This is a genomic window from Symbiopectobacterium sp. RP, assembly GCF_050472005.1.
Classification (GTDB): domain Bacteria; phylum Pseudomonadota; class Gammaproteobacteria; order Enterobacterales; family Enterobacteriaceae; genus Symbiopectobacterium.
In genome coordinates this window covers 121290-133174 of sequence record NZ_JBGOGS010000002.1, presented here as the reverse complement: position 1 = coordinate 133174, position 11885 = coordinate 121290, and the positions used below count along the sequence as shown (strand labels likewise).

Genomic DNA, 11885 nt, shown 5'->3' with positions numbered 1-11885 from the left:
AACAGCTGCGTGCAGGCCATTATAGGAGAGGCGATGACAGCCACGATCCGCGCGCATCTGATGCCGTTAGTGTGGGAAAGCGATTTTTTCGCCCTCCCCAGCGCGCGCCTGTCGTTCAGTGATGATGCGCCAGTGCTAACATCTGAGGCGTTGACCGCGTATGCCGTGGTGCAAGCCAAGGTCGCTGCCAGCGATCTGGCGACGATCGATGCGCTCTCTGTCGGAGGTTTCCAACTGGCAGAGAGCGAAGTGGATTTTTGCCTGCCCATCGATTCTGTCGAGGTGGTGCTTCCGGCCTGGCGCGTGGCGGATACCGCAGATATTGCGCTGCTGCGTGATGCCGCTTCGCGCGTTTTTTCGCAGAATCGGTTTCGCACACCTTGGTATCACGCTGCAGACAGCGGGCGTTTTTATGCGCAATGGGTGGAAAACGCGGTACGTGGCACCTTTGACGATGTTTGCCTGATTGCACACGACGCGCAGGGCGCGCCGCTTGGTTGGGTGACACTGCGCCAAACGCAGACGGACCAGGCGCGCATCGGCCTTCTGGCCGCGTGGCCGGGCACTTCTGGTGGGGTGGGCGTGCTGCTTATGGCACTGGCAAGGCACTGGTGCCAACAGCAGCACGTGGCGCACTTGTGGGTGGCTACGCAGTTGGGTAATACGTGCGCGCTGCGCCTTTATCAACACGCTGGCGCGCAGATTCATGACACGGCGCATTGGTTTTACAGGAGACCGCATGATTCCCTTTAATGCTCCCCCGGTTGTGGGTACCGAACTGGACTATATGCAGGCCACCATGAGCAGCGGCAAGCTGTGTGGTGACGGCGGTTTTACTCGCCGCTGCCAGAAATGGCTGGAGCACTATTCTGGCAGCAAGAAGGTGTTATTGACCCCCTCCTGTACCGCATCGCTGGAAATGGCGGCCATCCTGCTGGATATTCAGCCGGGGGATGAAGTGATCATGCCCAGTTACACTTTCGTTTCTACCGCCAATGCCTTTGTGTTGCGTGGAGCAACCATCGTGTATGTCGATGTACGCCCGGATACGCTGAACATCGATGAAAGCAAAATTGAAGCGGCGATTACCGACAAAACCCGTGCCATCGTGCCAGTGCACTATGCCGGTGTGGCGTGCGAGATGGACGCCATTATGGCGCTGGCGGAAAAGTACGATCTATGGGTGGTGGAGGATGCCGCGCAAGGGGTGATGGCGCGCTACAAAGGGCGTCCGTTGGGGGCGATGGGTCATATTGGCTGCTTCAGTTTTCACGAAACCAAAAACTACACGTCCGGCGGAGAAGGCGGTGCCACACTGATCAACGACCCCGCGTTGGTTGAGCGTGCGGAAATCATCCGCGAGAAAGGCACCAACCGCAGCCAGTTCTTTCGCGGTCAGGCCGATAAATATACCTGGCGCGATATTGGTTCTAGCTACCTGATGGCAGATATTCAGGCTGCCTACCTGTGGGGGCAGTTGGAAGCAGCCGGGCGCATCAACGAACGACGTTTGCGCCTGTGGCATAACTATTATGATGCCTTCCGCCCGTTGGCAGAGGCCGGGCGCGTCACGCTGCCCATGCTGCCGGCACACTGCCAGCACAATGCGCACCTGTTTTACCTCAAGCTGCGCGATATTGACGATCGCGCCACGTTTATTCACGACATGAAGGATGCAGACATCCTGACAGTGTTTCACTATATTCCGCTGCATACTTCGCCTGCGGGGCTGCGCTTCGGGCGTTTTTCCGGTGAAGATCGTTATACCACACGGGAAAGCGAGCGACTCGTCCGGTTGCCGCTGTTTTATAATCTCTCAGATGTGAATCAGCGTACGGTGATCAACACCATCCTGAGCTTCTTTTCCTGATATAGCCAACCGACTTAAAAATGATTACAGCCAATGCCATGATATGTGGCAAAAAAATACAGCTAATTGTTATCAAAATAATGTCGCTTGGCTATATGTCATTGGCAAAAGCGTCCTTATGGACGGCGGGTTCGACGCTGGTCAAAATCGCCATTGGCCTGGTGGTTATCAAATTGCTGGCAGTGGCCTTCGGCCCGAGCGGCGTGGGGCTGGCGGGGAATTACCGCCAACTGATCACAGTGTTGGGCGTGCTGTCAGGCGCGGGAATATTTAATGGTGTGATCATGCTGGTGGCGCACCAGCAGCAGCCTGAGCCGTTGCAACAGGTGTTGGGGACGTCAGCGACACTTATTGCGCTCTTTTCATCGGCGTTAGCGCTCCTCTTTGTGCTGGCAGCCGGGCCGATAGCCACGGTGTTGTTTGGCGACGATCGCTATCGTGACGTGATTCGTCTGCTGGCGTTGCTGCAAATGGGCATTGCCTGTGCCAACTTCTTTTTGGCTATCCTGAAAGGGTATCGGGACGCACAGGGCAATGCGCTGGCGATTGTCGGGGGCAGCCTGATTGGGTTGGTGGCGTTTGTTGCCTGCTTTTTGCTGGGGGGCTACGCCGGTGCGCTGGTGGGGTTGGCGCTGGTACCGGCATTGATCGCGCTGCCCGCCGGTGTGTTGCTGTGGCGGCGTACCCCTTTGCGTTGGCAGCATTTGCGTCCGGTATGGGATCGTGCGTTCGCCACGCAGTTAGGGAAATTTACCCTGATGGCGGTGATGACGGCGGTAATGGTACCCGTTGCCTATATCATGATGCGTAACGTGCTCGCGGCGCATGCCGGGTGGGATGCGGTCGGCTTGTGGCAGGGAGTGAGCTCGATATCCGATGCTTACCTGCAATTTATCACCGCCGCGTTTTCGGTTTATTTGCTGCCGACGCTGGCGCGATTGCAGGAAAAACCGGCGATTGCGCGAGAGATCGGCCGTGCGTTGCGGTTTGTTATCCCTGCGGTGGCTGCTGTCAGTCTCGCTATTTGGTCACTGCGCGATGTGGCTATCTGGCTGCTGTTTTCCCCGCAGTTTGTGCCGATGCGCGATCTCTTCGCCTGGCAACTGGTGGGCGATGTGATGAAAGTGGGGGCCTATGTCTTTGGTTATCTGGTGATTGCCAAAGCGGCGCTGCGCTTTTATCTGCTGGCGGAATTGAGCCAGTTTCTGTTGCTGAGTGGTTTCTCCCAGTGCTTGATTCCGCGCCACGGCGCATTGGGGGCCACGCAAGCCTATATGTTGACCTATGTGGTTTACTTTTTCCTGTGCTGTTGTGTTTTTCTTATTTACCGTAGGCGACCATGACGACACTGATTCACGTGCTGGGATCGGATATCCCACATCATAACCAGACGCTGCTGCGCTTCTTCCATGACGTGCTGGCAACACAACTCCCTGTGCCCGTGGTCACGCATTTTATGGTGGTATCTGGTGATGAGGGCTTGCAGCAGGCTTTTCCTGGGTTGACGTTAACCTGCTATGCCGATAAACGTGCGCTGGCGCAGGCGGTGGTGACGCGGGCGCGGGCCGACCGACAGACGCGGTTCTTTTTCCACGGACAGTTTAATCCGTGGATTTGGCTGGCGCTGTTGGGTCGGCGTATCAAACCGGCACAGGCCTATTGGCACGTGTGGGGCGCGGATTTGTATGAAGAGGCCACGCAGTGGAAGCATCGCCTGTTTTACCTGCTGCGTCGCATGGCACAGGGGCGTATCGGTCATGTCTTTGCTACGCGTGGCGATCTGGATTTTTATCGGCAGCGGCATGCGGATGTACCTGCCTCCTTACTTTATTTCCCCACCAAAATGAACCCGGCGCTGACGGAAGAGACCGTGACCAAACCGCTGGCTGGACCGATGACGGTGCTGGTGGGTAATTCCGGTGATAAGAGCAATCGGCATATCGAAATGCTGCGTGCTATTCATCAGCAACTGGGGCCGCAGGTGCGGGTGATTGTCCCCATGGGATATCCCGCAAACAATGAAGACTACATCAATCAGGTGGCGCAGGAAGGTGAAACGCTGTTTGGCACGAAGCAGTTTCAGTTGCTGCGTGAACAGCTGGCGTTCGATGATTACCTGAACCTGTTGCGCAGTTGCGATCTCGGCGTATTTATCTTCCCGCGCCAGCAAGGCATAGGTACGCTTTGCCTGCTGATTCAGTGCGGGGTGCCCTTTGTCATCAGCCGGAAGAATCCCTTCTGGCAGGATCTGGCCGAGCAGCATTTACCTGTGCTGTTTTACGGCGATACGTTGACGGAAGCTGTGGTGCGTGAAGTGCAACGTCAGATCTCCAGCGTGGATCAGCGCCGCATCGCGTTCTTCCAGCCTAACTACCAGCGAGGATGGCTCGATGCCTTGACGTTGGCGGCGGAGACGAAACCATGACACAGGGTGAGTTCGGCGGCTTGGTCGTGGTGTATCTGTTTGCCGTCAGTTTTATTATTTTTTTGACCTGGCAGGAGTTTCGCCGAGTACGATTTAACTTTAACGTACTGTTCTCAATACTGTTTCTGCTGACATTCTATTTCGGTTTTCCCTTTACATGCCTGCTGGCGTTCAGATTCAATGTAGCAGTGGTGCCCGCGACCTATTTACTTCAGGCGCTGCTGTCGGCAACCGCGTTTTACGCCATCTATTACGTGGCTTATAAAACCCGTCTGCGGGCGCAACGCCGACCGCCCGGCGAACCCTGGCTCATGATGAATCGTGTCGAAACGCACCTGACATGGCTATTGCTGGCGCTGGTGGCCGTGGTGACAGTGGCTATCTTCTTTATCAATAATGGTTTTTTGCTATTCAAACTGCGCACCTATAGTCAGATTTTTTCCAGTGAGGTCTCGGGCGTTGCCCTGAAGCGCTTCTTCTATTTTTTTATCCCCGCCATGCTGGTGGTCTATTTTCTGCACCAAACGCGCCGTGCCTGGCTGCTGTTTCTGGTGGGCACCGTCGGGTTCGGAATACTGACCTACCTGATTGTCGGTGGTACGCGGGCGAATATCATTATCGCTTTTGCCTTGTTCTTGTTTATCGGCATCCAGCGCGGTTGGATCACTCTATGGATGCTGGTCGCGGCGGGGGCGGTGGGCGTGACCGCCATGTTCTGGCTGGCATTAAAACGCTACAGTCTGGACGTAAGTGGTGCGGAAGCGTTTTACACCTTCCTTTATCTGACACGCGATACCTTCTCGCCGTGGGAAAATTTGGCGCTGCTGTGGCAACACTATGGTGACATCGAATTTCAGGGGCTAGCTCCCATCGTGCGTGATTTTTATGTCTTTATTCCGTCCTGGCTGTGGCCCGCTCGTCCCAATCTGGTGCTTAATAGCGCTAATTACTTCACTTGGGAAGTGCTCAATAATCACTCCGGGTTGGCGATTTCGCCTACGTTGCTGGGATCGCTGGTGGTGATGGGTGGCGTATTGTTTATTCCGCTCGGTGCCATAGTGGTCGGCCTCATCGTCAAGCGGTTTGATGCCCTGTATGAATCGGGTCGTCTCAGCCAGAATCGCTACAGCGCAGCGGTGCTGCAAAGTTTCTGCTTTGGGGCCATCTTTAACCTGATAGTGTTGGTGCGAGAAGGCGGCGATGCTTTTGTGTCGCGCGTGGTGTTTTTTATCCTGGTGTTTGGGCTGTGCGTGCTGGTGTCGAAGCTGCTGTATTGGCTGTTTGAACGTGCGGGCCTGATTCGTCAGCGTTGGACGCGTTCGCATACGGCATCAGTGACCTTGCCCCCCCACACTCCGGATACGCCATAAGGAACCCTCATGGAAAATCCCGCTTCTGTCCCGCTTTATCGCATTCGCAATATCCCGCTGCACGGATTTTCGGACCATGCTGCCTGTCTGGCGTACCTTTTCGCTGAGGGAGAGGTAAAAACTGGCACGTTAGTGGCAATCAACGCCGAGAAAGTGTTGGCGGCCGAGCAGGATAAGCCGCTGTGGGATTTGATTGCCGAGGCCGAATACAAGTATGCCGATGGCATCAGTATTGTGCGCGCCATCAGGCGTAAATATCCTCAGGCGCAGGTGACGCGTGTCGCCGGTGCTGATTTGTGGGAAGCGCTGATGCAAAAAGCCGGTGCGGAAGGCACCCCGGTTTTTTTGTTGGGCGGAAAACCGGCGATACTGCATCAAACGGAAGAGAAACTGCGGACCCAATGGCAGGTGAATATTGTTGGCAGTCAGGATGGTTATTTCCCACCGGAACAGCGCGATGAGGTGTTTGAACGGGTGCGCGCCAGCGGGGCGCGCATCGTTACGGTGGCGATGGGTTCCCCTCGCCAGGAGATATTGATGCGTGATTGCCGCCGTTGCCATCCGCAGGCGCTTTATATGGGCGTGGGTGGCACTTATGACGTCTTCACCGGGCACGTAAAACGCGCGCCTCTGGCGTGGCAGCATATGGGGTTGGAGTGGCTCTACCGGTTGTTGAGCCAACCCAGCCGGATTACGCGTCAGATTAAGCTATTAAAATTCCTCGCTTACTACTTCAGCGGGCGCCTGTAACGGTGTGACCCTCTGCTGAGCCATCGGTATTGGTTATGACGATTGGCTCTTAAAACAAAATTGTTATTCTCATTTGATTTTAAATGACTATTTGCTAATCAGGTAAAAATGCAGAAGGATATGCTGCCTAAAATGTGCGAACCCGCTCAATAGCGGGATGGGCACGATAAAACCCGGTATGAAACCGGGAGCAAAACACAACATTTAAGACTGAGGATCTATGGCAAACGAGGAAACGCAAGGCAAGCTCCACCGTGGGCTTGAGGCGCGACATATTGAGTTGATCGCGCTTGGTGGAACGATTGGTGTTGGGTTGTTTATGGGCGCGGCGAGAGCATTGAAGTGGGCTGGCCCTTCTGTGCTGCTGGCCTATATCGTCGCCGGGATATTCGTTTTCTTTATCATGCGCTCAATTGGTGAAATGCTCTATATGTAACCGGTCACCGGCTCCTTTGCCGTCTATGCGCATAAATATAGCCAACCGACTTAAAAATGATTACAGCTAATGCCCTGATATGTGGCAAAAAAATACAGCTAATTGTTATCAAAATAATGTCGCTTGGCTATACCTATGCCTTAGACGACTGGCAAAGTCACTTTCCCCCTCGTCATCCTCGGCGAAAGCCGGGGATCTCTGTGAGAAGAAACGTGTTTCGTCTGCGCGGGAATGACGGTGAGCATTGGGCTGTTTGTCAGCAACCGCAGGGGTCTACGCCCCCTTATAGTGCCATTTTACTGCACCACCAACTGTCCGGTGGAACCACGATCCGCCATCTCCAGCGTGTGGCTGTAGTAGAGGAACGGGAATGATGCCGATGACGATTGGGTGAAATAAACCAACAGTTCAGCATCGCCGTCCACCCACACCGTGTCTTTCCAGCCACTTTGATCGGCAGCAGGAGCCGCCCCGTTGATGCTGCGCACCAAAAACATCGCGCCCTGAATGTGGAACGGCTGTGGTGAACCGGCGTGAACGATCCAGCGTTCACAGCCTCCTTCCTGCGTTTGAACATCCGTGTGCGTCATATCCCACATCGCACCGTTAATCCCCGGCAGGCTATCACCCAGACGGAACTCCTGCGTCCGACTAATATTGGCAGGCAGCACAATATCCGTCAGCAAACGGGCGGGAAGATTGTTCGTCACCAGTGGCAGCAAACCGGTGGGTTTTAACGTCAGTATCTGCGTTGACACCAGGATGCTGGAGGGCTCAAACAAGCCACGCAGTCGTTCCATCAACGTTGCCGCATCGCCTGCCGTCAAGGTCACTTCACCGCCCTGGGACATATCAATCAGAATTTCACGACGTTCACCCGGCGCAAGGGAAACCTGATTCAGCGCCAACGGCAGCGGTAAAAAACCCAAATCGCTGGCGATAAGGTACATCGGACGGCCGTCGCTCAGTCGCATCACGTAACGGCGCGCATTCGACGCATTCAGCAAACGCAGACGCACCCAACCGCGTGAGACTTCGACAAACGGTTCTTGCACACCGTTTACCAGCAACGTATCACCAACGAAGCCTCCGCTACTGGGCGGGTTGTAGACCGGAACGCCAAAGTTATCCAAGCGTTTATCCTGAATAATCAGAGGAAAATCATCCACGCCGTAGTGATTCGGAATAGGCAGGCTCTTGCTGGTGCTGTCTTCTACCAGCCAAAGTCCGGCCAGTCCCTGATAAACGTGCGGTGCCATACGATTCGGCGTATTGGCGTGATACCAGCAGGTAGCCGCTGCCTGCCAAATCGGCAGCACGGGAGCCCAGTCGGTCGCCGGGGAGATCATTCGCCCAGCGCCGCCCATCAACGGGCCTGGCACCTGCAAGCCGCTGACGGTTATGGAGACCGGTTCATTCAGGCGGTTGCCGTAGATCAGTTTGACATCATCGCCGCTGAACACTTTTACCGTCGGGCCGAGGTAGCGTCCGTTAACGCCCCACACCGAGGTTTTACGGTCACCGGAAAACGCCCAGTGCGCGCGTTGCATGGTCAAAAAAAGCGGCTGCCCACGGCGAGATTCCAACAGCGGCGGGATGGGTAGCGCATTTTGCTTACCCTTTGTCTGCGCCGTCGCAGGTAGTCCGCTTGCACACGCCATAAGCCCCGATGCCTGAATAAACTGACGGCGGCTAAGTGACATAAAAACTCCGTAATCTTGCTAACCAACCGTGTACGCCCGCCAACGCAGAGGGCGTAAAAAACATTAACGCTTCGCCGCTTTCTCCCGCTCAGCCACTTCAGCATTCAGTTCAACCAAACGCGCTGCCATCACATCATGACAATGCGCGGCCAGCTCTCGCACCTGCTCTTTACCGTATGCAGAGGCATCAATCGGTGGGAGCATTTCAACGATAACATGACCGTTATTCCACCGGTTCAGTTTGACTTTATTATGCGTATCGGTCACACAAATCGGCACAATCGGTACGCCTGCACTAATCGCGGCATGGAACGCTCCGGTCTTGAACGGCATTAGCCCACGACCACGGCTGCGCGTGCCTTCTGGAAACATCCAGACAGAAATATTGCGCTCTTTGATGTGTTGAACGACTTGCGCAATAGTGCCGTGCGCCTTGGCACAGTTTTCTCTGTCAATCAGCAAGTTACCTGCCAGCCAGTAGAGCGGACCAAAGAACGGGATCCACACCAGGCTTTTTTTACCGACCGTAACCGTGCCAGGCTGCACCGCATTTGCCGCCGTCACCATATCGTAGTTGTTCTGATGGTTGGCAATGTAAATGCAGTTGCCATAGTTTCCCACATCCGCAGGCACTCTGACTTCTACTTTTAGACCAAACAGGGTAGAGAGCCGCCCAAATGCATGACCAAAGGTCGCCACGTGGCGCGGATTCTTCGGGCTAAACAGGCAGTAAATTGTACCGAACAGGCAAATCAGAATGGAAAAAATCACCACTACCACAAAACGGATAATGAATAACATAACGACCTCATAAGCCAACCGCCGCCGCTAGTATAGCGACTTCGGCATAAAACACACGGGTAATCCTTTGCCGTGGTACCCGCACCATCGGCTAGGTAACAAAGGGGGAGATGCCTGATACCGCCATCGGGTGATATCAGGCAACGCATTACTCCTCGCTGTCATCCTTTGGCGCTGGAGGCGCATCAACCTCAATGCGGTCAATGTGTTGCAGCCCACGCAACAAGGTGCCCTTACGGCCCCGCTCACCGTGATGTTCGCTTGCACGCACCACAATTTTGCGCTTACCGGAATACAGTTTCACCGTCGCTTGCGGCCACACCACCAACAGGAGAGCCAAGCGATCCTTGCCTTCCGCGAAATCCGCCGAGGAGATGGAGATGATCTTGTTGCCTTTGCCTTTCGACAGCTGGGGCAGATCGGACAGCGGGAACACCAACACGCGACCCGCAGCAGTGACCGCCATCAGCAGGTCATCTTCACGCTCTATCACGATCGGTACCAGCGCTTTGGCGTTGTCCGGCAGCGTGATCATCGCCTTACCGGCACGGTTGCGCGCCACCAGATCGTTGAACGTACAAACAAACCCGTAGCCAGCATCGGACGCCATCAACAGGCGTTGTTCATCCGCGGCCATCAGCACATGCTCAATACTGGCACCCGGCGGCGGTGTCAGTTTGCCCGTCAGCGGTTCACCCTGACCGCGCGCCGACGGCAACGTGATCGGATCGAGCGCATAGCTACGTCCCGTGGAGTCGATAAACACCACCGGCTGGTTACTCTTGCCGCGCGCGGCGGCGCGGAAGCTATCGCCCGCTTTAAAGCTCAACCCGGAAGGATCGATATCATGCCCTTTCGCGCTACGCACCCAGCCCATTTCTGACAATACGATTGTGACCGGTTCAGACGGTACGAAATCGTGCTCACTCATGGCCTTGGCTTCCGCACGCTCATGCAGCGGCGAACAGCGATCGTCGCCATACAATTCAGCATCCGACTGAATCTCTTTTTTCAGCAGATTGTTAAGGTTACGTTCTGATGCCAGCAGCGCCTGAAGCTGATCGCGCTCTTTTTCCAAATCGTGTTGCTCGCCACGGATTTTCATCTCTTCCAGGCGCGCCAAATGCCGCAATTTTAATTCCAGAATGGCTTCAGCCTGGGTATCACTCAGGCCATAGCGGCACATCAGTTCCGCTTTGGGCTCATCCTCGGTGCGGATGATATGGATAACGTCATCAATGTTCAGGAACGCAATCAACAAACCTTCCAGAATGTGCAAACGCTTGAGCACTTTTTCAAGACGGTAGTTCAGGCGGCGGCGCACCGTATCACGGCGGAACACCAGCCATTTGCTCAGGATCTCCACCAGCCCTTTCACAGCGGGACGGTTATCCAGACCGATCATGTTCATGTTGATGCGGTAGCTTTTTTCCAGATCGGTGGTGGCAAACAGGTGATTCATTACCTGATCGAGGTCGATCCGATTAGATCGCGGCACCAGCACCAGACGCGTCAGATTTTCATGATCCGATTCATCGCGTAAATCATCGATCATCGGCAGCTTTTTCGCCCGCATTTGGCTGGCGATCTGCTCTAACACTTTCGCCCCCGAGACCTGATGCGGCAGCGCGGTGATCACCACTTCGCCGTCTTCTTTCTTCCACAGAGCACGCATCCGCACGGAACCACGCCCCTGCTCATAGACGCGCCGCAGCTCATCACGCGGCGTGATGATTTCAGCTTCCGTAGGGAAATCCGGCCCCTGGACGAACAGCAACAGATCGTCGAGCGATGATTCCGGTTTTTCCAACAGCGCAACGGCGGCAGCCGCCACTTCACGCACGTTATGCGGTGGGATATCCGTCGCCATCCCGACCGCGATGCCAGTGGTGCCGTTAAGTAAAATGTTGGGCAAACGCGCAGGCAACATTTTCGGCTCCTGCAAGGTGCCGTCAAAGTTGGGCTGGTACTCGACAGTGCCTTGCCCCAACTCGCCCAGCAGCACTTCGGCGTATTTGGAAAGGCGCGATTCGGTATAACGCATCGCCGCAAAGGATTTCGGATCGTCCGGAGCCCCCCAGTTCCCTTGGCCGTCCACCAGCGGATAGCGGTAAGAGAAAGGCTGCGCCATTAGCACCATTGCTTCATAGCAGGCGCTGTCACCGTGCGGATGGTATTTCCCGAGCACGTCCCCCACGGTACGGGCGGATTTTTTAAACTTGGCGCTGGCGCTCAATCCCAGTTCCGACATCGCATACACGATGCGGCGTTGCACCGGCTTAAGGCCGTCACCAATAAAAGGCAGCGCCCTGTCCATGATGACGTACATGGAGTAGTTCAGGTACGCATTTTCTGTAAACGTGTGCAGCGCAAGACGTTCTGCGCCGTCATGAGTTATCTCACTCATCGATAATCCTTACGCGGTGACTCAATAATCATGCTAAAACAGGTCATCTAAAAAGGCTTAATTCCCGCAACGCACGCGGTAATGTATGCGCAGATAGTACAGCATCTTGCCAGCCACTGTCAC

The 11885-nt window shown here is 55.2% G+C and carries 10 protein-coding genes and 1 pseudogene; 8 read left to right on the top strand and 3 right to left on the bottom strand.

From position 1 onward, the window contains the following. The first annotated feature begins 33 nt into the window (after positions 1 to 33). The 8 genes and pseudogenes from rffC to ACD630_RS18535 all read left to right on the top strand — a co-directional run bounded on the left by rffC (position 34) and on the right by ACD630_RS18535 (position 7225). Complete coding sequence (rffC, locus tag ACD630_RS18570; RefSeq protein ID WP_430360240.1) at positions 34 to 753, top strand: dTDP-4-amino-4,6-dideoxy-D-galactose acyltransferase; 720 nt, start codon at positions 34 to 36, stop codon at positions 751 to 753. Further along, positions 740 to 1870: a dTDP-4-amino-4,6-dideoxygalactose transaminase gene (gene rffA / locus ACD630_RS18565; protein WP_430360239.1), complete on the top strand. Its 1131-nt coding sequence runs from the start codon at positions 740 to 742 to the stop codon at positions 1868 to 1870. The genes rffC and rffA overlap by 14 nt, the downstream gene beginning before the upstream one ends. A gap of 95 nt (positions 1871 to 1965) precedes the next feature. Then, complete coding sequence (gene wzxE / locus ACD630_RS18560) at positions 1966 to 3213, top strand: lipid III flippase WzxE (RefSeq protein WP_430361180.1); 1248 nt, start codon at positions 1966 to 1968, stop codon at positions 3211 to 3213. Next, on the top strand, positions 3210 to 4295 hold the full coding sequence (locus ACD630_RS18555; protein WP_430360238.1) for a TDP-N-acetylfucosamine:lipid II N-acetylfucosaminyltransferase: 1086 nt from the start codon (positions 3210 to 3212) through the stop codon (positions 4293 to 4295). The genes wzxE and ACD630_RS18555 overlap by 4 nt, the downstream gene beginning before the upstream one ends. After that, entirely contained in the window at positions 4292 to 5665 is a 1374-nt protein-coding gene (gene wzyE / locus ACD630_RS18550) for an ECA oligosaccharide polymerase (RefSeq protein ID WP_430361179.1), read from the top strand. The genes ACD630_RS18555 and wzyE overlap by 4 nt, the downstream gene beginning before the upstream one ends. Positions 5666 to 5674: 9 nt before the next feature. Then, the gene (gene wecG, locus ACD630_RS18545; protein WP_430360237.1) at positions 5675 to 6415 is read left to right on the top strand and encodes a lipopolysaccharide N-acetylmannosaminouronosyltransferase; all 741 of its coding nucleotides are present in this window, start codon (positions 5675 to 5677) and stop codon (positions 6413 to 6415) included. A gap of 220 nt (positions 6416 to 6635) precedes the next feature. Then, a pseudogene (locus tag ACD630_RS18540) lies at positions 6636 to 6848 on the top strand (amino acid permease); the annotation flags it as partial. Positions 6849 to 6907: 59 nt separating this feature from the next. Next, positions 6908 to 7225, top strand: a complete 318-nt coding sequence (locus ACD630_RS18535; protein ID WP_430360236.1) for a hypothetical protein — start codon at positions 6908 to 6910, stop codon at positions 7223 to 7225. Here ACD630_RS18535 and ftsP read toward each other — a convergent pair. The 3 genes from ftsP to parC all read right to left on the bottom strand — a co-directional run bounded on the left by ftsP (position 7148) and on the right by parC (position 11762). Then, positions 7148 to 8554 carry a cell division protein FtsP gene (gene ftsP, locus ACD630_RS18530; protein WP_430360235.1) on the bottom strand — a complete coding sequence of 469 codons (1407 nt, stop codon included), beginning with the start codon at positions 8552 to 8554 and terminating at the stop codon, positions 7148 to 7150. The genes ACD630_RS18535 and ftsP overlap by 78 nt on opposite strands. A gap of 63 nt (positions 8555 to 8617) precedes the next feature. Then, complete coding sequence (locus tag ACD630_RS18525) at positions 8618 to 9355, bottom strand: 1-acylglycerol-3-phosphate O-acyltransferase (RefSeq protein WP_430361178.1); 738 nt, start codon at positions 9353 to 9355, stop codon at positions 8618 to 8620. A 148-nt stretch (positions 9356 to 9503) separates the two neighbouring features. After that, the gene (gene parC / locus ACD630_RS18520) at positions 9504 to 11762 is read right to left on the bottom strand and encodes a DNA topoisomerase IV subunit A (protein WP_430360234.1); all 2259 of its coding nucleotides are present in this window, start codon (positions 11760 to 11762) and stop codon (positions 9504 to 9506) included. Between the last annotated feature and the right edge of the window lie 123 nt (positions 11763 to 11885).

Coding starts and splice junctions, on each gene's coding strand:
- rffC (WP_430360240.1), top strand. CDS start 34: ATGACAGCCACGATCCGCGCGCATCTGATGCCGTTAGTGTGGGAAAGC.
- rffA (WP_430360239.1), top strand. CDS start 740: ATGATTCCCTTTAATGCTCCCCCGGTTGTGGGTACCGAACTGGACTAT.
- wzxE (WP_430361180.1), top strand. CDS start 1,966: ATGTCATTGGCAAAAGCGTCCTTATGGACGGCGGGTTCGACGCTGGTC.
- ACD630_RS18555 (WP_430360238.1), top strand. CDS start 3,210: ATGACGACACTGATTCACGTGCTGGGATCGGATATCCCACATCATAAC.
- wzyE (WP_430361179.1), top strand. CDS start 4,292: ATGACACAGGGTGAGTTCGGCGGCTTGGTCGTGGTGTATCTGTTTGCC.
- wecG (WP_430360237.1), top strand. CDS start 5,675: ATGGAAAATCCCGCTTCTGTCCCGCTTTATCGCATTCGCAATATCCCG.
- ACD630_RS18535 (WP_430360236.1), top strand. CDS start 6,908: ATGATTACAGCTAATGCCCTGATATGTGGCAAAAAAATACAGCTAATT.
- ftsP (WP_430360235.1), bottom strand. CDS start 8,554: ATGTCACTTAGCCGCCGTCAGTTTATTCAGGCATCGGGGCTTATGGCG.
- ACD630_RS18525 (WP_430361178.1), bottom strand. CDS start 9,355: ATGTTATTCATTATCCGTTTTGTGGTAGTGGTGATTTTTTCCATTCTG.
- parC (WP_430360234.1), bottom strand. CDS start 11,762: ATGAGTGAGATAACTCATGACGGCGCAGAACGTCTTGCGCTGCACACG.